Source organism: Niveispirillum sp. KHB5.9 (assembly GCF_048066115.1).
Lineage (GTDB): Bacteria > Pseudomonadota > Alphaproteobacteria > Azospirillales > Azospirillaceae > Niveispirillum.
This window is the reverse complement of record NZ_JBLTYX010000010.1, coordinates 110,760-133,457: the sequence shown is the minus strand read 5'-3', so window position 1 is coordinate 133,457 and position 22,698 is coordinate 110,760. Positions and strand designations below refer to the sequence as shown.

At 65.4% G+C, this 22,698-nt stretch carries 17 protein-coding genes and 1 riboswitch; of the genes, 5 read left to right on the top strand and 12 right to left on the bottom strand.

Going from position 1 to position 22,698, the window contains the following annotated elements:
• Positions 1-9 precede the first annotated feature (9 nt).
• The 3 genes from ACM9HJ_RS17400 to ACM9HJ_RS17390 all read left to right on the top strand — a co-directional run bounded on the left by ACM9HJ_RS17400 (position 10) and on the right by ACM9HJ_RS17390 (position 6,176).
• Positions 10-3,135 (top strand): efflux RND transporter permease subunit, encoded by a 3,126-nt coding sequence (locus ACM9HJ_RS17400; protein ID WP_416573025.1) that lies wholly within the window; start codon positions 10-12, stop codon positions 3,133-3,135.
• 5 nt (positions 3,136-3,140) lie between these two features.
• Positions 3,141-4,535 (top strand): efflux transporter outer membrane subunit, encoded by a 1,395-nt coding sequence (locus ACM9HJ_RS17395; protein WP_416573024.1) that lies wholly within the window; start codon positions 3,141-3,143, stop codon positions 4,533-4,535.
• 609 nt (positions 4,536-5,144) lie between these two features.
• Positions 5,145-6,176, top strand: a complete 1,032-nt coding sequence (locus tag ACM9HJ_RS17390) for a glycosyltransferase family 4 protein (RefSeq protein ID WP_416573023.1) — start codon at positions 5,145-5,147, stop codon at positions 6,174-6,176.
• 319 nt (positions 6,177-6,495) lie between these two features.
• Here the strand turns inward: ACM9HJ_RS17390 and ACM9HJ_RS17385 are convergent, their stop codons facing one another.
• The 11 genes from ACM9HJ_RS17385 to ACM9HJ_RS17335 form a co-directional block, all read right to left on the bottom strand.
• Positions 6,496-6,870 carry a DUF5615 family PIN-like protein gene (locus tag ACM9HJ_RS17385; protein ID WP_416573022.1) on the bottom strand — a complete coding sequence of 125 codons (375 nt, stop codon included), beginning with the start codon at positions 6,868-6,870 and terminating at the stop codon, positions 6,496-6,498.
• On the bottom strand, positions 6,848-7,468 hold the full coding sequence (locus ACM9HJ_RS17380; protein ID WP_416573021.1) for a DUF433 domain-containing protein: 621 nt from the start codon (positions 7,466-7,468) through the stop codon (positions 6,848-6,850). The genes ACM9HJ_RS17385 and ACM9HJ_RS17380 overlap by 23 nt, the downstream gene beginning before the upstream one ends.
• Before the next feature lie 121 nt (positions 7,469-7,589).
• Positions 7,590-10,130, bottom strand: coding sequence for a protein translocase subunit SecD (gene secD / locus ACM9HJ_RS17375; RefSeq protein WP_416573020.1), 2,541 nt, complete (start codon positions 10,128-10,130; stop codon positions 7,590-7,592).
• A gap of 75 nt (positions 10,131-10,205) precedes the next feature.
• Positions 10,206-10,568: a hypothetical protein gene (locus tag ACM9HJ_RS17370; RefSeq protein WP_416573019.1), complete on the bottom strand. Its 363-nt coding sequence runs from the start codon at positions 10,566-10,568 to the stop codon at positions 10,206-10,208.
• A 111-nt stretch (positions 10,569-10,679) separates the two neighbouring features.
• The gene (gene atzF / locus ACM9HJ_RS17365) at positions 10,680-12,440 is read right to left on the bottom strand and encodes an allophanate hydrolase (protein ID WP_416573018.1); all 1,761 of its coding nucleotides are present in this window, start codon (positions 12,438-12,440) and stop codon (positions 10,680-10,682) included.
• A complete protein-coding gene (locus ACM9HJ_RS17360; protein ID WP_416573017.1) occupies positions 12,440-15,955 on the bottom strand; it encodes a 5-oxoprolinase/urea amidolyase family protein in 3,516 nt (1,171 codons plus the stop codon). Before ACM9HJ_RS17360 ends, atzF begins: the two co-directional genes overlap by 1 nt.
• Before the next feature lie 11 nt (positions 15,956-15,966).
• Positions 15,967-16,617 carry an urea amidolyase associated protein UAAP2 gene (locus tag ACM9HJ_RS17355; protein WP_416573016.1) on the bottom strand — a complete coding sequence of 217 codons (651 nt, stop codon included), beginning with the start codon at positions 16,615-16,617 and terminating at the stop codon, positions 15,967-15,969.
• Positions 16,618-16,633: 16 nt separating this feature from the next.
• Positions 16,634-17,449, bottom strand: coding sequence for an urea amidolyase associated protein UAAP1 (locus ACM9HJ_RS17350; protein ID WP_416573015.1), 816 nt, complete (start codon positions 17,447-17,449; stop codon positions 16,634-16,636).
• A 12-nt stretch (positions 17,450-17,461) separates the two neighbouring features.
• Complete coding sequence (locus tag ACM9HJ_RS17345) at positions 17,462-18,292, bottom strand: ABC transporter ATP-binding protein (protein WP_416573014.1); 831 nt, start codon at positions 18,290-18,292, stop codon at positions 17,462-17,464.
• Positions 18,289-19,110 (bottom strand): ABC transporter permease, encoded by an 822-nt coding sequence (locus tag ACM9HJ_RS17340; RefSeq protein WP_416573013.1) that lies wholly within the window; start codon positions 19,108-19,110, stop codon positions 18,289-18,291. Before ACM9HJ_RS17340 ends, ACM9HJ_RS17345 begins: the two co-directional genes overlap by 4 nt.
• A gap of 130 nt (positions 19,111-19,240) precedes the next feature.
• Positions 19,241-20,317, bottom strand: a complete 1,077-nt coding sequence (locus tag ACM9HJ_RS17335; RefSeq protein ID WP_416573012.1) for a putative urea ABC transporter substrate-binding protein — start codon at positions 20,315-20,317, stop codon at positions 19,241-19,243.
• A 71-nt stretch (positions 20,318-20,388) separates the two neighbouring features.
• Positions 20,389-20,507: riboswitch (guanidine-I (ykkC/yxkD leader) on the bottom strand.
• Positions 20,508-20,715: 208 nt separating this feature from the next.
• On the opposite strand from ACM9HJ_RS17335, the gene ACM9HJ_RS17330 reads away from it, so the two are divergent.
• Together ACM9HJ_RS17330 and ACM9HJ_RS17325 are read left to right on the top strand one after the other, a co-directional pair.
• Positions 20,716-21,222, top strand: a complete 507-nt coding sequence (locus ACM9HJ_RS17330; protein ID WP_416573103.1) for a TIGR00645 family protein — start codon at positions 20,716-20,718, stop codon at positions 21,220-21,222.
• Positions 21,223-21,566: 344 nt separating this feature from the next.
• The gene (locus ACM9HJ_RS17325) at positions 21,567-22,388 is read left to right on the top strand and encodes a substrate-binding periplasmic protein (RefSeq protein WP_416573011.1); all 822 of its coding nucleotides are present in this window, start codon (positions 21,567-21,569) and stop codon (positions 22,386-22,388) included.
• A gap of 5 nt (positions 22,389-22,393) precedes the next feature.
• Here the strand turns inward: ACM9HJ_RS17325 and ACM9HJ_RS17320 are convergent, their stop codons facing one another.
• The gene (locus tag ACM9HJ_RS17320) at positions 22,394-22,639 is read right to left on the bottom strand and encodes a hypothetical protein (RefSeq protein WP_416573010.1); all 246 of its coding nucleotides are present in this window, start codon (positions 22,637-22,639) and stop codon (positions 22,394-22,396) included.
• Between the last annotated feature and the right edge of the window lie 59 nt (positions 22,640-22,698).

Sequence of the window (22,698 nt, the reverse complement as noted above, 5' to 3'; positions counted from 1 at the left end):
TGAACCGAAATGGCGAAGTTTTTCATTGATCGCCCGGTCTTTGCCTGGGTGATCGCCATCGTGATCATGCTGGCCGGCGCGCTGTCCATCATGCGCCTGCCGATCGAGCAATATCCTGCCATCGCCCCGCCGACCATCGCGGTAAACGCCTCATATCCCGGCGCCTCGGCCGAAACGCTGGAAAAGACCGTCACCCAGGTGATCGAGCAGAACCTGAAGGGCATCGACAATCTGCGTTACATGTCGGCCAGCAGCGACAGTTCGGGCAGCGTCACCATCACCCTGACCTTCAATGCCGGGACCGATCCCGACATCGCCCAGGTGCAGGTGCAGAACAAGGTGACGCCGTCCCTGTCCTCGCTGCCGTCGGAAGTGCAGCAGCGTGGCGTGACCGTTGCCAAGTCGGCGGCCAGCTTCCTGATGGTGGCCGGCTTCGCGTCGACCGACGGGCGGCTGTCGGGCATCGATCTGGGCGACTTCATCTCCACCCGCGTCCAGGACCCGATCAGCCGCGTGAACGGTGTCGGTTCGGTGCAGGTGTTCGGTTCCGGCTATGCCATGCGCATCTGGCTGGACCCGGTGAAGATGGCCGGTTTCGGCCTGACGGTGGATGACGTGTCCAGCGCCATCCGCGCCCAGAACGCCCAGGTTTCCGCGGGCCAGGTCGGCGGCACGCCGTCGGTCAAGGGCCAGCAGCTGAACGCCACCGTGACGGCGCAGAGCCGCCTGCAGAAGCCGGAGCAGTTCGAAGCCATCCTGCTGAAATCCGCCCGTGACGGTGCCGCCGTGCATCTGCGCGATGTGGCGCGGGTGGAACTGGGTGGCGAAAGCTATGATTTCGTCTCCCGCTACAACCGCATGAACGCCGTCGGCCTGGCCGTGAACCTGGCCACGGGGGCGAACGCCCTGGAAACGGCGGAGTCCGTGAAACAGGCGATCGAGAACCTGCGCCCCAGCTTCCCGGCCGGGGTCGAGGTCAGCTACCCGTACGAGACGACGCCGTTCGTGAAACTGTCGATCCAGGAGGTGGTGAAGACCCTGATCGAGGCGGTGGTGCTGGTCTTCCTGGTGATGTACCTGTTCTTGCAGTCCATCCGGGCGACCATCATCCCCACCATCGCCGTGCCGGTCGTGCTGCTGGGCACCTTCGGCATCCTGGCGGCCTTCGGCTTCACCATCAATACGCTGACACTGTTCGGCGTCGTGCTGGCCATCGGCCTGCTGGTGGACGACGCCATCGTGGTCGTGGAAAACGTGGAACGCGTGATGGCGGAGGAGGGGCTGTCGCCCCGCGAGGCCACGCGCAAATCCATGGACCAGATCACCGGTGCCCTGGTCGGCATCGGCCTGGTCCTGTCGGCCGTGTTCGTGCCCATGGCCTTCTTCCCCGGTTCCACGGGCGTCATCTACCGCCAGTTCTCCATCACCATCGTATCGGCCATGGCGCTGTCGGTGCTGGTAGCGCTGGTGCTGACCCCGGCCTTGTGCGCCACGATCCTGAAAGCCCAGGACCATCATGAGCGCAAGGGCTTCTTCGGCTGGTTCAACCGCAGTTTCAACCGCGCCAACCGCACCTATGTGAATGCCACGACCGGCGTGCTGCGGCGAAGCAAACGCTTCCTGCTGCTGTTCGTGGGGCTGGTGGCCCTGCTGGGCTTCCTGTTCGTGCGCCTGCCTACCGCTTTCCTGCCGGAAGAGGACCAGGGCATCATGTTCGCCATGGTCATGGCCCCGCCGGGTTCCACCCAGGAGCGTACCCTGGAGACCGTGAAGCAGGTCGAGGATTACCTGCTGAACCAGGAAGGCCAGTATATCAAGGGCGTGTTCTCCGTCGCCGGCTTCAGCTTCGCCGGCCAGGGGCAGAATTCCGCCATGGTGTTCGTGCCGATGAAGGACTGGTCGGAACGCGAAGGGCATGAGGGCACGGCCCAGGCCGTCGCCATGCGCTCCATGGGCGCCTTCATGGGCCTGAAGGATGCGATGGCCTTCGCCTTCACCCCGCCGGCGGTGCAGGAACTGGGCAATGCCACGGGCTTCGACTTCCAGCTTCTGGACGAGGCCGGTGCCGGGCACGAGGCGCTGCTGGCCGCCCGCAACCAGCTGCTGGGCATGGCTGCGCAGAATCCGGCCCTGGCCGGCGTGCGCCCCAACGGGCTGGAGGATACGGCCCAGCTGCGGATCGAGGTCGACAAGGCCAAGGCTGCGGCGCTGGGTCTTCAGATCGCCGATATCAACAGCACCCTGACCGCCTTCTGGGGGTCCACCTATATCGACGATTTCGTCGACCAGAACCGCGTGAAGCGCGTGTTCCTGCAGGCCGACGCACCGTTCCGCATGCTGCCCGACGACATCGCCAAGCTGCATGTGCGCAACGACCAGGGGGAGATGGTGCCCTTCTCGGCCTTCGCCAAGGCCGAATGGAACTATGGCCCGCCCAAGCTGGAACGGTTCATGGGCACCGCCTCCATGAACATCCAGGGCCAGCCGGCCCCGGGTTACAGCTCCGGCCAGGCCATGGCCGCGATGGAGGAGATCGTGTCCAAGCTGCCGCCCGGCATCGGCTATGCCTGGACCGGCCTGTCCTATGAGGAGCGTCTGTCCGGTGCCCAGGCACCCATGCTCTACGCCATCTCGCTGCTGGTGGTGTTCCTCTGCCTGGCGGCCCTTTATGAAAGCTGGTCGATCCCGTTCGCGGTGATGCTGGTGGTGCCGCTGGGCGTGCTGGGGGCGGTGGTCGCGGCCACGCTGACCGGCATGTCCAACGACATCTATTTCCAGGTGGGCCTGCTGACAACCATCGGGCTTTCCGCCAAGAACGCCATCCTGATCGTGGAATTCGCCAAGGAATATTACGAGAAGGGCATGGATCTGGTGGAGGCCACGCTGGAAGCGGCGCGTCAGCGCCTGCGTCCCATCATCATGACCTCGCTGGCGTTCATTCTGGGTGTTTCGCCGCTGGCTTTGGCATCCGGTGCCGGATCGGGCAGCCAGAACGCAATCGGTATCGGTGTGATCGGTGGCATGTTGGCGGCCACGATGCTGGCCATCTTCTTCGTGCCGATCTTCTTCGTCGGCGTGGAAACGATGGTGAAGCGTTTCAGCCGCAAGAAGCCGCAGGCCGCGGGCCAGGAGTGATGATGATGACGAAGCGTATATCCACCCTGGCCTTGCTGCCGCTGCTGCTGGCCGGCTGCTCCATGGCGCCCGAATACCAGGCCCCGGCCACGGGCATCGCCGACCGCTATGCCCAGGCCTCCACCGGTACTGCGGCGGCCCCCTTGGCTGACCTGGGCTGGCGGGACTTCTTCCTGGATGAGGGGTTGCGCGGCCTGATCGACCAGGCCCTGGTGCAGAACCACGATCTGCTGGTGGCCACGGCCAATGTCGAGCGGGCCCGTGCGCTCTATCGTGTGGAGCGTTCGGCGCAGCTGCCGACCGTCGGCATCGCCGGCACGGGCACCCGTTCGCGGGTGAACGAGCCGCAGAAGCAGATCAGCAGCCAGTACCAGGCCAGCGTCGGCGTCACGGCGTTCGAGCTGGACTTTTTCGGCCGGGTGCGCAGCCTGTCCGATGCCGCCTTGGAAAGCTATTTCGCTACCGCCGCCGCCCGGGAGACCGCGCGTCTGGCCCTGGTGGCGGAAGTGGCGAACGCCTACCTGACGCTTTTGGCCGACCGCGAACAGCTGGCTTTGACGCAGCGGACCTTCGATGCGCAGAAGGAAAGCTACGATCTGGTGAAGCTGGCCTTCGACCGTGGTGCGCGCTCCATGCTGGAACTGCGTCAGGCCGAAACCACGCTGGAGACGGCGCGGGCCGACCATGCCGCCTTCCGCCGGCAGGTAGCGCAGGACGAGAACGCCCTGACCCTGCTAGTGGGCAGCCCCGTCAGCGTGGCCGCCGACAAGGTGCTGGGCGATGATGGGGCGCTGCTGGTGCCGGGCCTGCCGGAAGGACTGCCGTCCGACCTGCTGACCCGCCGGCCCGATATCGCCCAGGCCGAACACAGCCTGCGCGCCGCCAACGCCAATATCGGGGCGGCGCGGGCCGCCTTCTTCCCGCGCATCAGCCTGACCAGTGCGCTCGGCACCGCCAGCACCTCGCTGTCCGGCCTGTTCGAGGGTGGGACGAAGGTGTGGAGCGTGGGGGCCGATGCCAGCCTGCCGATCTTCGATTTCGGCCGGAACGAGGCGAACCTGGATGTGGCCAGGGCCGACCGGGACATCGCCGTCGCCAATTACCAGGGCGCGGTGCGCACCGGCTTCCGCGAGGTGGCGGACGCGCTGGCAGCCCGTTCCACCCTGGACGACCAGGTGGCGGCCCAGGCGGCCCTGGTGGCCGCCACGCGCGAGACCTATACCCTGTCCCAGGCCCGGTACGACCGGGGCGTGGACAATTACCTGCAGGTGCTGGATGCGCAGCGCAGCCTCTATGCCGCCGAAAGCGGCCTGATCGTGCTACGCCAGCAGCGCCTGTCCAATCTGGTCACACTGTACAAGGCGCTGGGCGGCGGCGTCTCGGATCGCGCTCCGGCCTGATCCAAGGTCATTGGGAAACGACTGTCGGCGGCCGGCGACCCGCGTGGTCGCTGTCAAGCCCAGGCCGCCGGATGGCGGCGCCCGGTGCCTGAGGAAACATGTAATTTCCGCGCTGCAACATAACTTTAACGTGCAAGGGCGGGTCCCCGAAAGGGGCCCGCCTTAACCTTTTGCGGGGATCCCGGTCTCTCGGAGTCGCGGTTGCACAAGAGTGTATGCCATTGCCCGCTGCCGGGGCGTATTACCCCCGAAGTCCTGCTGTTCTGCCCATTTCCGGCTAGGACCCCTGCGCAAAGGCATAGGTTGACATGCCGAAAGACTGTGCTTTTCCTGCATCGGATATGCTAATCTCCATGTCAGTAAGTTGTTTTTGTCTGTCTGCGCTTCCACGTAGACCATCCCTACGTTAATGTCTTTCCGATAGATCGGGGCCTATGGTAAACCAACCATGGTTTCGGCACTGCGGTACGAGGGCGAGCCGCAGGGTAACGTCAATAAGGAGTGTCTTCCCGCATCACGAAAGATGGCGCTGTCGATCCCGCGGATCGATGGCGATCAAATCGTGCGTGGCGAAGAAAACTCGCAAACCACACCTGAAGGGTGGCGAAATTGGAATATCTTCTGGCCATTACCCTGCAGATCGCCCTGTCTGCCATCATCTGCCTCACCGCGATGCCGATCGGCAATGCGCTGGGCATCATCGACAAGCCGGACAGCCTGCGTAAGCTGCATCGTGGCGCCGTGCCCCTGGTGGGCGGGCTTGCCATCCTGCTGCCCGCGACGCTGATCGGTGGTGGGCTTTCCTATATGGACGGTGTCGGCCTGCACTGGGTGATCGTCCCCGTTATGGCCATCCTGTTCGTCATGGGCATGATCGATGATCGCCAGCATCTGCCGCCCGTCGTGCGGCTGTCGGTGTCGCTGGTGATGTTCTCCTTCGCCATCATCCTGGCGCCGCAGCTGGCCCTGACCAGCCTGGATTTCGGTGGCGGCATGCAGGTGGACGTCCCGCCCTTCCTGGGTGCCACGCTGACCATCATCAGCCTGGTCGGCTTCCAGTACGCCTTCAACATGAGCGACGGTGCCAACGGCATCGCCAGCGGCATGGCCATGATCTGGGGCATGTTCTTCGCGCTGGCCGGTGCCGGCACGCTCTCCATGCTGGCGCTGCTGATCGTGGCCGGCGGGGCGGTGTTCCTGGTCTTCAACATGCGCGGCCGCATCTTCCTGGGCGACAGCGGCGCCTATGGCATCTCCGCCGTCATGGGCCTGCTGGGCCTGGCTGTTACCGGCCATGCCGACAGCAGCCTGACCAACATGCAGCTGATGGGCCTGTTCCTGCTGCCGGTGCTGGATTGCCTGCGCCTGATCGTGTCGCGCATCCGTTCCGGCCGGGCGCCGTTCTCGCCCGATCGCGAGCATCTGCACCATTACCTGCTGCGCTGGCTGGTCTCTCCCACCCGCACGGCCATGTTCTACTGGACCATGGTGGCCCTGCCCAATGCGGCCGGCATCCTGGTCGGTGGCATCTCCGGCTTCATGGTCACCATTGTCCTGACCCTGGTCCTCTACCGCATCGCCCTGGCCCGCACGGCCAGTGTGCCGGCCCCGGCCGGTGCCGTTGGTGGCGAGGCGCGCTGATTTTACCCGACCCGCCGGGCTCCTCCCGAAGCGGGATCACTGACGAGCGGCCGGGGGGCTTTCCCGGCCGTTTTTCTTTTCGTGCCGCCCCTCCCATGATATCGTTGTTCATCAACGCCATCCCCATGACCCGATGCCCGGAGTAAGCAACCCGCCCGCTCCGAATGCACCCGTTTTTCCGTTTCACACTGTTGCACGGGGGGCGCCCTTATTCGGAGCAGACCGGCTTGGCGCTCTGAAACCAAGCGCAATTCGTGTTGCGCGGTGTTTCACAGGCACGCAGCAATGCCGTCGGCAACTCCGAATGGTCTCGTACAGCTTATGGCAGTTGCGCTTGGCTTGTCGTGCAGGTGCCGTCCGGTGCCGGCTCAACCAGTACCTCATGACCGTCGATAACGTTGACCTGCTCTATATGGTCCAACGCGGCTGAGAAGTCGGATAATTGATAGGCGCGACCGCGTGCGGCTTCAGCAATGAAGACCATACCTGCATGGAAAAGCTGCCGGTTGCGGAATTCGACGATATTGTTGGTGACCAGCGTATAGCCTTCCGCCTCGATCAGCTTCAGCAGTACGGGGTCTCCGTCATTCTGCCGGCCCAGGGTGCGGACATGATAGGCCTCGTGTCCCCTGGCATGGGCCGCCGCTTCCAAGGCGACGGAGATGTTCGCATCAATCAGGAAGCGATATTTCACTCTGTCCCGCTTTCCGAACCGGCCGACCCTTGACCGGGTGAAGCCTATCGAACAGCAGGGCCAGTTCCAACATCTCCTCATCCAGATCGGGGAAATCCTCCTGAATTTCTCTCCTGTTTGTTCCGCTGCGCAGCAGGTCGGCTATATGATGCACCATGATGCGTGTCCCTCGGAACACCGGGGCACCGCCCTGGACATCCGGGTTTCGTTCCACGCTGGCCGTCAGCTTGACCAGGATGGACAGTCTTTCCTGGACACCCCTGAACAGCTCACCGGTCCGGAAGGTGGTCACGACCAGTCCATCGCTGTCGATAATGTCGGGAGCATTGGCATCGGGGCCGTCGCCACGCAGGTGTTCCAGCACCCGTCGGCTGACCCGGCGGCGCATCAGGGCCGGATATCCCTGGAGCCTGTCGGACAGGGTCAGGGACAGCACGCCGTCCAGATCCAACGCCCGCTGCCGCGCCCGGCCGGCACGGTTGGGCACGGTACGGTTTTCAAGCGCCTTCACCACCTTGTCGTAGCTTACACCCGCCACAAAGGAGGCTTCACGCGCCGTCAGCAACCGGTCCATGCCAGCCATGGTTTCCGCCATCATAAATATGCCCTTCTTCTGGGTATCTTTATGATGGCAGCATTTTCGGAATTCCGCAAACCAACCTGCCGTCAAACAAAAACCCCGGCGCCTTGCGGTGCCGGGGTTTCTGCTTCCAAACCGATCAGGCCTTGGCGGCCGTGTCGCCCTCGGCTTCCGTCGGCGGGTCCTCGGCATCCATGGTCTTGCGCAGCCGGTTCTCGCCCAGATAGAGCAGGATCGGGGCTGCGATGAAGATGGAGGACGAGGTGGCCAGCAGGATGCCGAACAGCAGGGCCCAGGCGAACTCGCGCAGCGCCTCGCCGCCATAAAGCGCCAGCGGCACGATGGACAGGAACACGGCGATGTTCGTGTTGATCGTGCGGGTCATGGTTTCGTTGATCGACCGGTCGATCAATTCGCGCAGCGGCATCTTGCGGTAAAGCCGCAGGTTCTCGCGCACGCGGTCATAGACCACGACCTTGTCGTTGATGGAGAAGCCCATGATGGTGAGCATCGCCGCCACGGCCGTCAGGTTGAACTGCAACCCGGTCAGGGCGTAGAAGCCCACCGTCTTGGTCACGTCCAGCATCATGGTCACCACCGCACCCACGCCGAACTGCCATTCGAAGCGGAAGGTGATGTAGATCAGCATGAAGAACGCGGCCAGACCCAGAGCCAGCATGCCGTCGCTGAACAGTTCCGCCGACACTGAGGCACCGACCGCCTCCACGCGCCGCACTTCCGAGCCGGGGAAGTTCTGCTCCAATGCTGCGGTGACGGATTTGATGGCGGCTTGCTGGTTGGCCTCTGCTCCTTCCTGGCGCTCCATGCGCAGGATGACGTCGCGGTCGGTGCCGAAGGCCTGCAGGGCCACCGGGCCGACATTCACGCCCTCCATCACCTCGCGCAGCCTGGGGAAATCGGTCTGTTCCGCCGTGCGGACCTCCATGACGATGCCGCCGGCGAAATCAATGCCGTAATTCAGGCCCGGCTTGAAGAACATGATGACGGAGATGGTGGACAGCACCACCGACACGGCCAGGCCGACATGCCGGCCGTTCATGAAGTTGATCTTCATTCCGGCGGTCTTCAGCTTGACGGGGCCGAAGACGGGCAGGGTCTTGGACCGGGTGCGCTTGTACCAGATGGCGGTCAGCAGGCGGGCCACGACCGTGGCCGTGAACATCGAGGTGATGATGCCCAGCGAGGTGGTGACGGCGAAGCCCTTCACCGAGCCGGTACCGACCACATAGAGCAGGACCATCTTGATCAGCGTGGTCAGGTTGCTGTCCATGATGGTGCCGCGGGCCTTGATATAGCCCGTTTCCAGCGCCGACAGGGCGGTCTTGCCTTTGCGCAGCTCTTCCCGGATACGCTCGTTGATCAGGATGTTGGCGTCCACCGACATGCCGAGCGTCAGGACGACGCCGGCGATGCCGGGCAGGGTCAGGGTTGCTTCCAGCATGGCCAGGCAGGACAGCGTCATGAACAGGTTGAACACCAATGCCGCGTTGGCGATCAGGCCGAAGAAGCCGTAGGTCAGCCACATATAGACGAAGACCAGCACCACGCCGACAAGGCAGGAGATGACGCCGGCCTTGATGCTGTCGGCCCCCAGTTCGGGCCCGATCGACCGTTCCTCCACCACCGTCAGCGGGGCGGGCAGGGCACCGGCACGCAGCAGCACGGCAAGTTCGGTGGCCGTCTGGGCGGTGAAATTGCCGCTGATCTGGCCGCGACCGCCCATGATGGGCTCGTTGATTACCGGCGCGGAGATGACGCGGCCGTCCAGCACGATGGCGAACGGTCGACCGACATTGGCCTTGGTGATGTCGGCGAAGCGGCGGGCGCCGATGCTGTCGAAGCTGAAGGACACGACCCAGCGGCCCGATTGCGGGTCGGCGCTGGGCTGGGCGTCGGTCAGGGTGGCGCCATCCACCTCCACGCGCTTGCGCACCAGCACCTGGGGACCACCGGCGCCACGGTCGCTGTTGGGCAGCCATTCGAAGCCCGGCGGGGCCGACGAACCCGGCGCCACGGTCGCATCGCCCACCAGATGGAAGGTCATCTTGGCGGTCTGGCCCAGCAGGCGCTTGATGCGCCCCGGATCGGTGACGCCCGGCAGCTGCACCAGCACGCGCGATGCGCCCTGGCGGGCCACGATGGGCTCGTTCACGCCCGTCTCGTCGATGCGGCGGCGCACGATCTCCAGCGACTGGTCCACCGCCTTGCTGACGCGGTTGGTCAGGGCCTGCTGACCGAAATCCAGGCGCAGACGCCCGGCTTCCGGCACGATGGTGAAATCGGCGATCTCACCGGGCATCGTGCCCTGGGTCAGGGGACGCAGCGCCTCGGTCACGCGCTGGGCATCGCCGGGATCGGCCAGACGCACGATCAGGCCATTGCCTTCCACCGCGACGCCGGCGGCGCGCAGTTCGGCGGTGCGCAGCAGGCCGCGCACCTCGTCCGTGGCATTCTCCAGCCGCTCGCGCTTCACCGCCTCGGCATCGACCTCCAGCAGCAGGTAGGAACCGCCTTGCAGGTCGAGGCCCAGGTTGAAGTGACGCATGGGCAGCCAGGACGGCATGTTGTGCGGGCCGATCAAGCTGGGGATGGCCAGCGCGCTGCCCAGGAAGCAGATCAGCAGAATTGCGATCGTCTGCAGCTTTGTAAATTTCAGCATGGAATTCATCCGATCAACGGCACCGGCCGCGTTGGGCGCGGCGCCTGGGTGATCAAGGTCAGGACGGATAGGGGATCAGGCGAACGCCGGCGGGCCGCGTGGCTGGCCGGGACCATTGGCGGCCTTGCGCGGCCGCGTGACCGGATCGGGGTTCAGGCCCGCCCGGACGGGCAGGGCGAAGGAATTCGGGCCGATCGTACCGGGCAGGATGGTGGCATTGCCATCGCCACCGGCCATGGCCTTGCCGTCGATGCGCAGTGCTGCCTGGATCAGGGCCGGCTGGGCCGGCGCCGTCAGGTACTGGTCGCAGCCCTGGCCGTCGTGACAGCCGCTGGCCGCCTGTGCTGCGGCGGGATGGCTGCCGCCACCCATGGCGCCGGCCAGCAGCACGAAGGCCGCCAGCAGCAACAGACGCCATTGGGTGAAGGGAAGACGCAAAGGGGCCACCGTCCGGAACATGAAGGGTGGAGAAATACGCTGGCAGGGCCCCGCTGGCAAGCGCGTTACCCTCTCCCTCCCAAGCCGTCAGGCTTGGGAGGGAGAGGGTACTTACGCCAAGCTGGCCCGATAGGCCCGCCAGCCGCCGAAACCGGTGATCTCCGTGGCGCCCTGCAGCGCATGGCTCTCGCACAGGAAGCAGGTGACCTGCCGCCCGTCGTCCAACGTCACCTTGCCCACCCCCAGCGGTGCCGGTATACGGGCCACGAAGGCGCCGAAGGCGGCGGGCGGCAGGGCCCATTCCTCCGCCACGATCCCCGGCCCGGCAAAGCCCGGATCGCGTACCAGCCCCGGCTTGGGCGGGACCGTGCCGGCCAGGGCGTAGAACCGGTAATCGGGTGCCGTCCGCACCTCGCCCAGCCGGATACCGCCCACAGAGGTCAGCTCATGGTTCAGCGGCATGCCCGACAGATGCGCGCCCACGACGATGATGGGCAGCCAGTCTGCGGGGATCTGCGGTGTCATGGTCACGTTCCCATCATTGTGCAGCCGGTCGGCCAGCATGGCCAAGCCGTTATCGGTGAAGGCCGGCCCGACCAGGGTGACGCCGAACGGCAGCCCGTTGGGCCGGAAACCCGCCGGCACGGCCACGGCGGCGCAATCCAGCAGGTTCACGAAATTGGTGTAGCGGCCCAGGTTGCTGTTCAGCCGCACCGGATCGGCCAGCATGTCGGCCACCTTGTAGATGGTGGGCGTGGTGGGCAGCAGCAGGATGTCAAGCTCTCCCCACAACCGGGGCATCTCCTGGGCATAGAAGGCCAGGGCGTATTGGCCGACAAAGGCCTCAACCGCTGTCTTGCCCTCCGCCCCCTTGATGATGGCCCGCACGGTCGGGTCCATGGCATCGGCCTGACCCTCCACGAACTCCTCAATGGCGGCCAGCCGCTCCGCCACCCACGGCCCGCCATAGAGCAGGTGGGCGCATTCACGCAATGGCTTGTAATCGAAGGGTACGGCCGTGCCGCCCAACCCGGCCAGTCGCTCCACGGCGGCGTCATAAAGTGCTTCGGCCGCCTTATCGCCCAGGAACTCCTTCTCCGCCCCCGTCAGAACCCCGAAGCGGAACCCCTCCAGCCGCAACGGCCGCGTCTGTGGCGCGCGGGAGAAGGGGTCGGCCTCGTCGAACCCCTCCGCCACGCGCCGTACCAGATCGCCATCGGCGATGCTGTGGGCCAGCACAGTAATGCAATCCTGCGACCGGCAGGCGGGTACGGCACCGCTGGTGGACAGCAGCCCCTTGCTGGGCTTGATCCCGACCAGATCGTTGAAGGCGGCTGGCACCCGGCCGGAGCCTGCCGTATCCGTCCCCAGTGCAAACGCCACCTGACCCCGCGCCACCGCCACGGCGGACCCGGAACTGGACCCGCCTGAGACGTACTCCTCGTTGAATACGCAGCGCGGAGCGCCATAAGGGCTGCGCGTGCCGTTCAAGCCGGTGGCGAACTGGTCCAGGTTGGTCTTGCCGATCAGGATGGCACCCGCCGCGCGCAGCTTGGCCACCACGGTACTGTCGGCACCCGGATCATAGGCGAAGGCGGGGCAGGCGGCCGTGGTGGGCAGGCCGGCCGCGTCGATATTGTCCTTGGCGGCGAACGGAATGCCCCACAGCGGTTTGGAAGGATCATAGCCACCTTTGGCCAGCGCCTCGGCTTCCGCCCTTAACTTCTCCGCCGGGACCGTGCTGATCCAGACGGCTTTGTCGGGATTGCGGGCAAGGCGGTGCAAAACCGCCTCGATCACCGTGACCGGACTGGCCTCCCCGGCGCGATAAAGTGCCGTCAGGCCCTGTATGGTCAACTTCTCGAGCAGCATCAGGCGACCTCCTCCAGAATGGCGACGGTCTGGCCGGCATTGACGGTGCGGCCCGGCTTCACGGTGACCTCGCGTACCCGGCCGGCGCTGGCGGCCTTCACTTCCATTTCCATCTTCATGCTTTCCAGGATCAGGATCGTATCACCAGCGGCCACATCCTGGCCCGGTTCCACCATGATCTTCCAGACATTGCCGGTCACGCCGGTCTCCACGCCGGTGCAGCCTTCGGGCAGGGCGGTGGCCTCGGCCGCCGGCCCGCCCTCGTCACTGACGAAACTGTCCAGACCCTTTGCCTTCCAATCCTCCCGCTCCGCCTCGAACGCCGCCTGCTGGCGCCGCTTGAAGGCATCGATGCTGTCGGCATTCTCGGCCTGAAACCGCAGATGCGCGGCATAATCCAGCACCGTCTCCTCGATCCGCACGGCGTAATGGCCGTGGGGGAAGGCCTCGCGCGCCTCGGCCAGTTCCTGTTCTGTTACGGGAAAGAAACGAATTTGGTCGAAGAAGCGCAGCAGCCAGGGTTGGCCCGCCTGGAAGGGCTGGGTCGCCCGCCAGCTGTTCCAGACCTGGATGGTGCGGCCGAACAGCTGATACCCGCCCGGTCCCTCCATGCCATAGATGCACATATAGGCGCCGCCGATGCCCACGGCATTTTCCGGGGTCCAGGTGCGGGCGGGATTGTATTTGGTGGTGACCAGCCGGTGGCGCGGGTCCAACGGCGTGGCCACGGGGGCGCCCAGATAGACGTCGCCCAGGCCATAGACGAGGTAGCTGGCGTCGAAGACGATGCGCTTCACATCCTCCTGGCTGTCCAAGCCATTGATACGGCGGATGAACTCGATATTGTCCGGGCACCAGGGGGCATCGGCCCTCACCAGTTCCTGGTACTTGGTCATCGCCAGCCGCACCTGGGGGTCGTTCCAGGACAAAGGCAGGTGGACGATGCGGCTGGGCACCTTCGCCTGGTCGATGCCGCCCAGCGAGGCTTCTATCTCTGCCAGAACCCCCAGCAGGATGGGTAGCTTCAACGATCCGCTGTCATAATGGATTTGCAGCGACCGGATGCCCGGTGTCAGGTCGATGATGCCGGCCAAGGCCCGCTCGCGTAGCGCCGTGACCAGCAGATGCACGCGCAGCCGCAGGCCCAGATCCAGGGCCATCGGACCGTACTCGACCAGCAGGTAATCGTCGCCGGCCCGGCGATAGACGACAGGCACCGGCCCCTCGATCCGCGACAGGATGGGCGAGGGCAGGGTGGCATGGGTGACGGGCGCGCTGGGCGCTGTCACGACGGGCACGAAGCGCAGCTTGTCGCCCGGCCGCAATTGCCCGACCTTCCACAGGTCGGTCTTGGCGACGACGACAGGGCAGACGAAACCGCCCAGACTGGGCCCGTCCGGCCCCAGGATGATCGGCATGTCGCCGGTGAAATCCACCGCGCCAATGGCATAGGCATTGTCATGGATGTTGGACGGGTGCAGCCCGGCCTCCCCCCCATCCGCCCGCGCCCATTTCGGCCTGGGACCGATCAGGCGCACGCCGGTGCGGGCGGAATTGAAATGCACCTCATAGGTGGCCGCGAACAGGTCGGCGATGTCGCTTTCCTGGAAGAAGTCGGGCGCCCCATGTGGGCCGTAATGCACCGCCAGTTCCCATTCGTTCGACAGGGTGGGCAGGGCGGGCGTTTCCGCCACACCCACCGGCAGCCCCGCCAAAGCCAGCGTATCGCCGGCCTTCAGGCAGCCCGTGGCATGACCGCCGAACCGCCCCAGGGCGAAGGTGGCTTTCGATCCCAGATAATCCGGCGCATCGAACCCGCCCGCCACGGCCAGATAGGTGCGTTGTCCCGGCCCCTGGATGCGGCCCAGGGCCAAGGTCTGTCCGGCCTTCACCGTGACCGGTACACCATGATTGATGGTGCTTCCGTCTAAAGTCGCGGCCATCACCGCCCCGGTCAGGGCGATGGTCGTATCCTGGTTGAAGCGCAGGGTAGGGCCGGTCAGGGTGCATTCCAATGCGGCCGTGCCTTCTTCATTGCCCAGCAACCGGTTGGCCAGCCGGAAGGACTTGTCATCCATGGGGCCGGACGGCGGCACGCCCACATCCCAATAACCCAGCCGTCCCGGCCAATCCTGAAGCGAGGTCTGGGCGCCGGGTGCCAGCACCTCCACGGTCGCGGGGGTGAAGGCGAAGGTCTTCAGGACCGATGTGGCCACCTCGCCCCGGCGGAAAATGTCCGACCCGATGATGGCGCGCAGGTATGACAGGTTGGTCTCGATTCCCGCCACGCGTGACGCGGCGAGTGCCACCGACAGCTTGTCGATGGCCCTGTCACGATCGTCGGCATGCACGATCAGCTTGGCCAGCATCGGGTCGTAATTGGCCGTCACTTCCGTACCCGTGGCCACCCAGCCATCGACGCGGATATCGGTGGGGAAGCTCACCGCCGTCAGCAGGCCGGTGGATGGCCGGAAGTCTGCCGCGGCGTTCTCGGCATAGAGCCGGACCTCGATGGCGGCCCCCTGCGGGATCAGGCTATCCTGGGCCGGCAGGGTGAAATCACCCGCCGCCTGCCGCACCATCCATTCCACCAGATCGACGCCGAAAATGGCCTCGGTCACCGGATGTTCGACCTGCAGGCGGGTATTCACCTCCAGGAAATAGACCTGGGACCGCGCCACGTCATAGATGAACTCCACCGTGCCGGCCGAGGCGTACTGCACGCTTTGTCCCAGGGCGATGGCGGCATCGCGCAACTGGGTGCGCACCGCATCGGGCAGGCCGGGTGCCGGGGTCTCCTCCACGACCTTCTGGTTGCGGCGCTGGAGCGAACAGTCACGTTCCCCCAACGCCACCACTTCGCCCTTGCCATCGCCGAAGATCTGCACCTCGACATGGCGGGCCTGGGCCACGAACCGTTCCAGATAGACCCGCGCATCGCCGAAGCTGCTGGTGGCCATGCGCTGCACGGCCGCGAACCTGGCGGCCAGTTCGTCGGCGCTGTGACAGAGCTGCATGCCGATGCCGCCGCCGCCCGCCGTGCTTTTCAGCATCACCGGAAAGCCGATCTTCGCCGCCGCTTGCTGCGCCTGTTCCACACTGTCCAGAATGTCGGTGCCGGGCAGCAGCGGCACGCCGGCCGCCTTGGCCAATTCGCGTGCCGTGTGCTTCAGGCCGAAGCCCAGCAGATGCTCCACGCGCGGGCCGATGAAGGCGATACCGGCTTCGTTCAGCCGTTCCACGAAGCCGGCATTTTCCGACAGGAAGCCATATCCAGGATGCACCGCCTGCGCCCCCGTCGCCTGGCAAGCGGCGATGACGGCGTCGATATCCAGATAGGATTGCTTGGCCGGGGCCGGGCCGACATGCACCGCCTCGTCTGCCGACAGGACGGGCAGGGTGAAGCGGTCGGCGTCGGAATAGACCGCGACGGAGGCGATACCCATGCGGCGCAGGGTCTTGATCACCCGCGCGCAGATCTCGCCACGATTGGCGATCAGGACCTTGGTGAACATGGGTGTCTCCCTCACGCTTCCCAGACCAGCACGCGGATGGGCGTGGGGTCGAAGCCGTTGCAGGGATTGTTGACCTGGGGACAGTTGGAGATGACGCAGAGCAGATCCTGCTCCGCCACCAGCTCCACATAATCCCCGCCTGACGACACACCATCGGCGATGGCCAGGGTGCCGTCGGGATCGATGGGGACGTTCATGAAGAAATTGATGTTGGGCACGATATCACGCTTGCCCATGCCGTGACGGGTCACGGCGATCAGGAAGTTTTCGCGACATGCATGCATATATTTGGTGTGATGGCCGAAGCGGACCGTGTTGCTCTCGCACGAGCAGGCACCGGCCGAGGTGTCATGGCTGCCGCACGTATCGGCCACCATCCGGGCCAGCACGTTGCCACGGTTGGAGTAGAGCATCGAACCCGGGCCGATATAGGGCGTGCCCTGGGCCAGCACCGTATCCTGGGCGCTGTAACGCTCAGCGAAATCGGCAAGGGCGTAGAACAGCGTATCGACGGCCTGACAGCCCTCGCTATCCACGATGCGGATCACCTGGCCCTTGCGCACCACGCCGGACCAGGGATGTTCGGCGGCGATCACCTCATCCAGGATGGCGGTGGCAATGTCGCGGGACGACAGGACGGGGGTGAAGCTGCTGTTGCTCATGTTTCTTCCTCCCCGCTCAGGCCGACAGATAGGCGTCGGTATTGACGAAGCCGCGCGCGGCTTCCGCCGTGGCGGTGCGGCACAGATCATCCGCACCGGCGTCGGGCGCGGTAAGGATGGTCAGTTCCACCGGCGATGGTGTGACCGGTGACGCCAGGGGGTGGGGTGTGTTCGAGATGGCGACGATCAAATCCATTTCCGCGCGCAGCGACACGAAATCACCCGGCTGAACACCGGTTGCATCGAACGCAAATTTCCCATTACCGGTCACGGTGACGGGCGCGAAGAAGCTGATGCAGGGCGGGATGTCGCGCTGGGTCAGGCCATGCTTGCCGGCCGCCAGGATGAAATTGTCGCGCGCATTACGCATGCCGCTGTCAGGCCCATACACCCGCGCCACGCTGGCCGGGGTGGAGCCGCCGACCAATGTGTCATGCTTGCCGCAGCTATCCTCCACGATGGAGAGCAGCACCCGGCCCATGTCGGAGAACAGGACCCGCCCCTTGCGCAGTTCCGCCGTCCACTGGATCTTGATCGTGTCGGCATGATTGTAACGTTCGGTCGGGTCGGCCAGGTTCCAGGCCAGCAGCGACACGCCCGGCGTGGCAGCCGGGTTGGCAATGGTCAGCACCTGTCCGCGCCGGATGACTCCGGTCCAGTACCAGCCGCCGGGCAGCGTCTCCGACAGTTTCACGCTGTCTGCGCTGGGCGGAGCGGCGTCGCGTTTGGTGGGCGGGGGCAAGACCAGTGGCGCACGGCCGGAGGCGGCGGATTTCAGTTCCAGGTAACGGGCGCGGTTGGCGGCGATCTGTTCAGCGGTTTGGCGGGGCATGGTGGCTCCCTCTCACGCGGCGTCGGCCGGGTCGTCCCGGTCTGGTTGCCCGTCATCACTGGCCGGGTCGTCCCGGCGGGGCGGGTTGGGGTCTTTGCCGAAGCCGGGATTGCCCGCCACGCGGCGGGGCCAGACCTCGATATCGTTGGTGATGCTGGCGCCATAACGCAGCCGTTCTTCCGGCAGGTTGCGGCGGCGGTCGAAGGCGATGACGCGGGTGGCCAGATGGAACGCCTCCGACAGATCATGGGTGACCATGACCACGCTCATCGGATGCTCATGCCACAGCTTGCGCATCAGCTTGTGCACATCGGCACGGATGCCGGGATCGAGCGCGCCGAACGGTTCGTCCAGCAGCAGCACCTTGGGCTTGGCGATAAGGGCCTGGGCCAGGGCGAGACGTTGCTGCATGCCGCCGGAAAGCTGGGCCGGATATTTGTCGAGCGCGTTGGACAGGCCGACCTCGGCCAGCAATCCCGCCGCTTCCTCCTTCGCCCGGGCGCGGGCCGACCCGAACAGCCGGCCGAAAACGCCGCCGCCCTTCAATTCCGCGCCCAGCAGCACATTGCCGAGCACGCTCAGATGCGGGAACACGGAATAGCGCTGGAAGACGACGCCGCGGTCGGGGCCGGGTTCCGGCGAGATCGGCACGCCATCGATCAGGATTTCTCCCTTACTGGGCGTCTCCTGCGACAGCAGCATGCGCAGGAAGGTGGTCTTGCCGCAGCCGCTCGGGCCCACCAGGGCCACGAAGGAACGGGGGGCGATCTCCAGATTGATCCGTTCCAGGACCACCTGCTCACCATATTCCTTCCAGACATCGCAGACGGAGATTTGCGTCATGCTGCGGCCCTCGCATCCTCGAACCAGGGGAAGGCGCGGCGTTGCAGCACCCGCAGGGCGAAATCCATCAGGAAGCAGAGCAGGGTGATCCAGGCCACATAGGGCAGGATGACATCCATGGCCAGATAGCGGCGGACCAGGAAGATGCGATAACCCAGGCCGCTTTCGCTGGCGATGGCTTCGGCGGAGATCAGGAACAGCCAGGCCGGCCCCAGGTTCAGGCGGATACTGTCGATCAGGCGGGGCAGTATCTGGGGCAGGACGACGCGGATGGCGATGGTCCAGCTGTTGGCCCCCAACGTCTGGGCCTTGATCAGCTGCTGGCGTGGCAGATCATCGATCTTCAGCATCAGGTCGCGGATCAGGCAGGGCAGGACGCCGACGACGATCAAGGTGACCTTCGACGCCTCGCCCAGCCCGACCATGATGAACAGGATGGGCAGCACGGCCAGCGGCGGCACCATCGACACCACGGTGACGAAGGGGGCGAACATCGCCCGCATATAGGGCAGCAGCCCGGCCGCCAGCCCCACCAGCAGCCCGCCCGCCGCCGCGATGGCCACACCCGCCGCCAGCCGCGCCAGGGAGGCGCCGGTATCCAGCCACAGCAGGATGTTGCCCGTGCGCTTGTCCGGGGTGAAGGCCATGCGGTCGATGGCATCGGCGAAGGAGGCCAGGCCCGGCAGCAGCTTGTCCGCCGGATTGTCCGCCAGCCGTACCGCCGAGCCCATGGCATAGGCCACCAGCACCGCCAGGAACGGCAGTGCGGCCAGCAGCATCCAGCCTGCCCGGTCGGGCTTTCGGTTGATCAGGCGCATGGGGGTTCCATGGGAAAGAGGGAAGGGCCGTAGGTCAGGTCGAGGGCGAAGCCCCGAGCCCTGACAAGCGACGGTGCAGATGAGTGTCAGGGCTCGCCAACGCTCGACCTGACCTACGGAGCGCTTCCGGTTACAGTTTCCCGTCCGCGGCGGCCGCCATGTAGGTGTCGGTGAAGCGCAGCTTCACGAACTTGGCGTTGCCGTAGGTGACGCCATCGGGGAACTCGATGCCCACGGCTTCGGCCGACGGCGCGCCATTGCCCAGCAGGCCGTGGTCGAACAGGAAGCCCGCCACCTTCTGCATGGTCGCCTTCGGCTCGCTCCCTCGCACGAAACCCAGGGCGTCCTTGGGGGTGTAGAACATGCGGGTGGCCTTCAACTGGCTCTCATAGCCGGCCAGATCGGTGCCCGACGCCTTGCCCATGGCGGTGCGGGCAGCGGTGCCGGCGGGGGTCTGGGCGGACATCATGGCCATCGTCTCGTACCAGATGCCGGCCAGCGCCTTGCCGAAAGCCGGATTGTCCTTCAGCACATCGCTGTTGGCCACGGTCAGGTCGATGATCTCGCCGGGGATCTGGCTGCTGTCGAACACCTTCTTGGCGCCGGGCGTGGCCAGGATTTCCGCGACCAGCGGGTTCCAGGTGACGACGGCCGACACATCCGCCGTGGACCAGGCGGCCACCATGTCGGCATCGGAGGTGGAAACCACCGTGACGTCCTTCTTCTCCGTCAGCTTGGCGCTCTCCAGCGCGCGGGCCAGCAGATAGTGGGACACGGAATATTCCACCAGGTTGACCTTCTGGCCCTTCAGATCGGCCAGCTTGTCCTTGCCCTTCAGGATGACGGCGTCATTGCCGTTGGAGAAGTCGCCGACGATGACGGCGGTGGTGTCCACCCCACCGGCAGCGGGGATGGACAGCGCGTCCATGTTGGTGACGGTCACCGCGTCGAAGGCGCCGGCCGTGTACTGGTTGATGCTTTCCACATAATCGTTGAACTGCACCACCTCGATCGAAATGCCGTACTTGTCGGCCCATTTCTTCACGATGCCCTGCTCGGCGGCATACTGCCACGGCATCCAGCCGACATAGATCGACCAGGCCAGCTTGAAATCCTTCTTCGGTGCGGCAAGGGCCGGCATCGAGAGCAGCGAGGCGGCAACCAGGCCGGCGGTCAATTTTCCAAGGAAGCGGCGCGTCGTCATCATCAACCCCTCAAAGGTTTCCAAAACCGGTTTGGGGGTTGGCGGAGACCGGAAGAGGGCGCCAACCCACCTCGATCTCCCGGGCTTTTATCCCGCCGTGTACCAGACGGGGCCAGCGGACCGGCGGCGTCTGGCGGCAGCTCTCGGACCAGTCACCGTGTCATCCACGGCCGGAACCCTAGCCACCTTTACTGCACCGCATAGCAGCAAGGGGCGTGCCAGCCGGAAAGCCGCCGGAACGGGCGCCGATAAAGCGGCAACTGGCGCGATGAAGGGCATTCTGCCTGCCGGTCATGCCCAATCCATGGGCAGTTGCAGTGCAGCATCCCGATGGTTGACAGGCCCGGCTGTTTGCTTCATTGCCACGCCATGCCATCGCCCGTGACGGAGCCCTCATCGTGATCGAACGCCTCATCGAACGCACCCTCTATGCCAGCCGCTGGCTGCTGGTGCCGATGTATCTCTGCCTTTCGGTCGTGCTGGTGGCCTTCACCTGCCGCTTCGTCGTGGAACTGGTACATCTGTTCGATTACGCCCTGTTCGGGGAGAGCGAGGCCGACCTGATCCTGGCGGCCCTCAGTCTGGTCGACCTGACCCTGGTGGGCAGCCTGGTGGTCATGGTGATGATCAGCGGGTACGAGAATTTCGTGTCGCGCATCGAGTTGGACGAGGGTGACGAGAAGCTGTCCTGGCTGGGCAAGCTGGACAGCGGCACGCTGAAGGTGAAGGTCGCCGCCTCCATCGTCGCCATCTCCTCCATCCACCTGCTGAAGAGCTTCATGGATGCCGACAAGGTGACCAACGACAAGCTGATGTGGCTGGTCATCATCCACCTGACCTTCGTGGTGTCGGCCGTGCTGATGGGGGCCCTGGACAAGCTGTCCTTCGGAGCCAAGGCCAAGGACTGAGTTTTCGTTTCCTCAAGCGCCGGCACCGCATCCGCGGTCTGGCCACCACGCCGCATGGGCGGCGCGGTGCCAGTCGCCGCGTAGGGCGGGTCCAACGGCTCGCCATCAATTGGTCCCAAGCCGGGCCACGACGCCCTTGCCCCGGTGGGCCGTGCATCGTTCCATATCGGGCTCGCCTATCTACTGTTCCATGCCATCGCGCGGCGGGCAAAAGCCCGATGGGGTGTGACCGATTGTTTCAGGGTTGCAATGTTTCCCCCAGGTCCAAAGAAATTTATTAAAAAACCCCTAAAGGTGGGATATGTGATCGCGACATGTCCCTGACGGGGAAAGGGGGAACCGGGATGACCGGTCTGTTTGCTGGTGTGCGATGCTTGCTGGCGGTCATTCTGGCCGCACTGGTGTTATTGCCGCCGGCCCAGGCCCAATCCCTGATCTTCGCCTTCGGTGACCATAACGAGGCACCCTTCGCGCTGGTGGAGGGCGGGCAGTTGAAGGGCGGTTTCGCCCTGGAATTCGGCAAGGCGGTGGCGGCCCGTCTGGGGCGTGAGGCGGCGTTCCGCTATGTCCCGCGCAACCGCATCACCGCCGAACTCCAGGTCGGCAATGTCGATGCCTATTGCCTGGCGGCCCAGGCCTATTATCCCGCCTTCGGGCCCGACCGCTTCACCCGGTCCCTGTTCGCCGACCATGACATCGTGCTGCTGTCGGCGGGCCTGCGCGGGGAGGCGGACCTGTCCAGCTTGAAGGGGGCCCGTGTCGGTGCGGTGCTGGGCTTCCTCTATCCGCCGGAGGTGGAGGCGATGTTCGCCGATGGCAGGGCGGAGCGCATCGATGCCCGCAATGCCGAGGGCAATCTGCGCAAGCTGCAAGGCGGACGGCTGGATGCCGTGATCCTGCCCCTGGCGGCCTGGCGCCAGGCCCTGGCGCGGGATCCGTCGGTGGCGGGTGCCGTACGGCCCGACACGATCCGGATCGCAAGGCGGGAGCGCACCTGCCTGATCAGCCCGGCCAGTACCGTCACGGTGGCGGAGATGGACGAGGCCATCCGGTCGCTGACGGATGACGGCACGCTGCCTTCCCTGGTGCGTGCCATGGGGCTGGAACCGATCGGGGCGGCCGCTCCCCTGTCCGCCGCGACGGCACAGGCACCGGCACGGCGATAGGGTTTTCAGTCCAGCAACCCGTCGATATCCGTCATCAGGCGCTGGCGGCGCTGCACGACGGGGGCGTTGTCCGCGGCGTCGGCCGTGCCATCGCCAGCAGGCTCCACCGCCAGATCCTCATCGGCCAGCACGGCGGCAACAGCGGCGCGCACCTCCTCCCGCCGGTCTGCCGGTACCCAGAATTCCAGCCGCACCAGCCCCGCGGCCTTGCGCCGGGCACGTGCCCTGATTTGCCGGATCGCGTCGCTCATCCCGTCACCTCTTCCGATGGGATCAATTTAATGCAACCTCCATGCGAATGGGAAGCGTG

Bases quoted from the DNA above. Each gene is read 5' to 3' on its own strand.
- ACM9HJ_RS17400 (WP_416573025.1), top strand. From the start codon at position 10: ATGGCGAAGTTTTTCATTGATCGCCCGGTCTTTGCCTGGGTGATCGCC.
- ACM9HJ_RS17395 (WP_416573024.1), top strand. From the start codon at position 3,141: ATGACGAAGCGTATATCCACCCTGGCCTTGCTGCCGCTGCTGCTGGCC.
- ACM9HJ_RS17380 (WP_416573021.1), bottom strand. From the start codon at position 7,468: ATGATGGCGGAAACCATGGCTGGCATGGACCGGTTGCTGACGGCGCGT.
- secD (WP_416573020.1), bottom strand. From the start codon at position 10,130: ATGCTGAAATTTACAAAGCTGCAGACGATCGCAATTCTGCTGATCTGC.
- atzF (WP_416573018.1), bottom strand. From the start codon at position 12,440: ATGCTGCTCGAGAAGTTGACCATACAGGGCCTGACGGCACTTTATCGC.
- ACM9HJ_RS17360 (WP_416573017.1), bottom strand. From the start codon at position 15,955: ATGTTCACCAAGGTCCTGATCGCCAATCGTGGCGAGATCTGCGCGCGG.
- ACM9HJ_RS17355 (WP_416573016.1), bottom strand. From the start codon at position 16,617: ATGAGCAACAGCAGCTTCACCCCCGTCCTGTCGTCCCGCGACATTGCC.
- ACM9HJ_RS17350 (WP_416573015.1), bottom strand. From the start codon at position 17,449: ATGCCCCGCCAAACCGCTGAACAGATCGCCGCCAACCGCGCCCGTTAC.
- ACM9HJ_RS17345 (WP_416573014.1), bottom strand. From the start codon at position 18,292: ATGACGCAAATCTCCGTCTGCGATGTCTGGAAGGAATATGGTGAGCAG.
- ACM9HJ_RS17340 (WP_416573013.1), bottom strand. From the start codon at position 19,110: ATGCGCCTGATCAACCGAAAGCCCGACCGGGCAGGCTGGATGCTGCTG.
- ACM9HJ_RS17335 (WP_416573012.1), bottom strand. From the start codon at position 20,317: ATGATGACGACGCGCCGCTTCCTTGGAAAATTGACCGCCGGCCTGGTT.
- ACM9HJ_RS17325 (WP_416573011.1), top strand. From the start codon at position 21,567: ATGACCGGTCTGTTTGCTGGTGTGCGATGCTTGCTGGCGGTCATTCTG.
- ACM9HJ_RS17320 (WP_416573010.1), bottom strand. From the start codon at position 22,639: ATGAGCGACGCGATCCGGCAAATCAGGGCACGTGCCCGGCGCAAGGCC.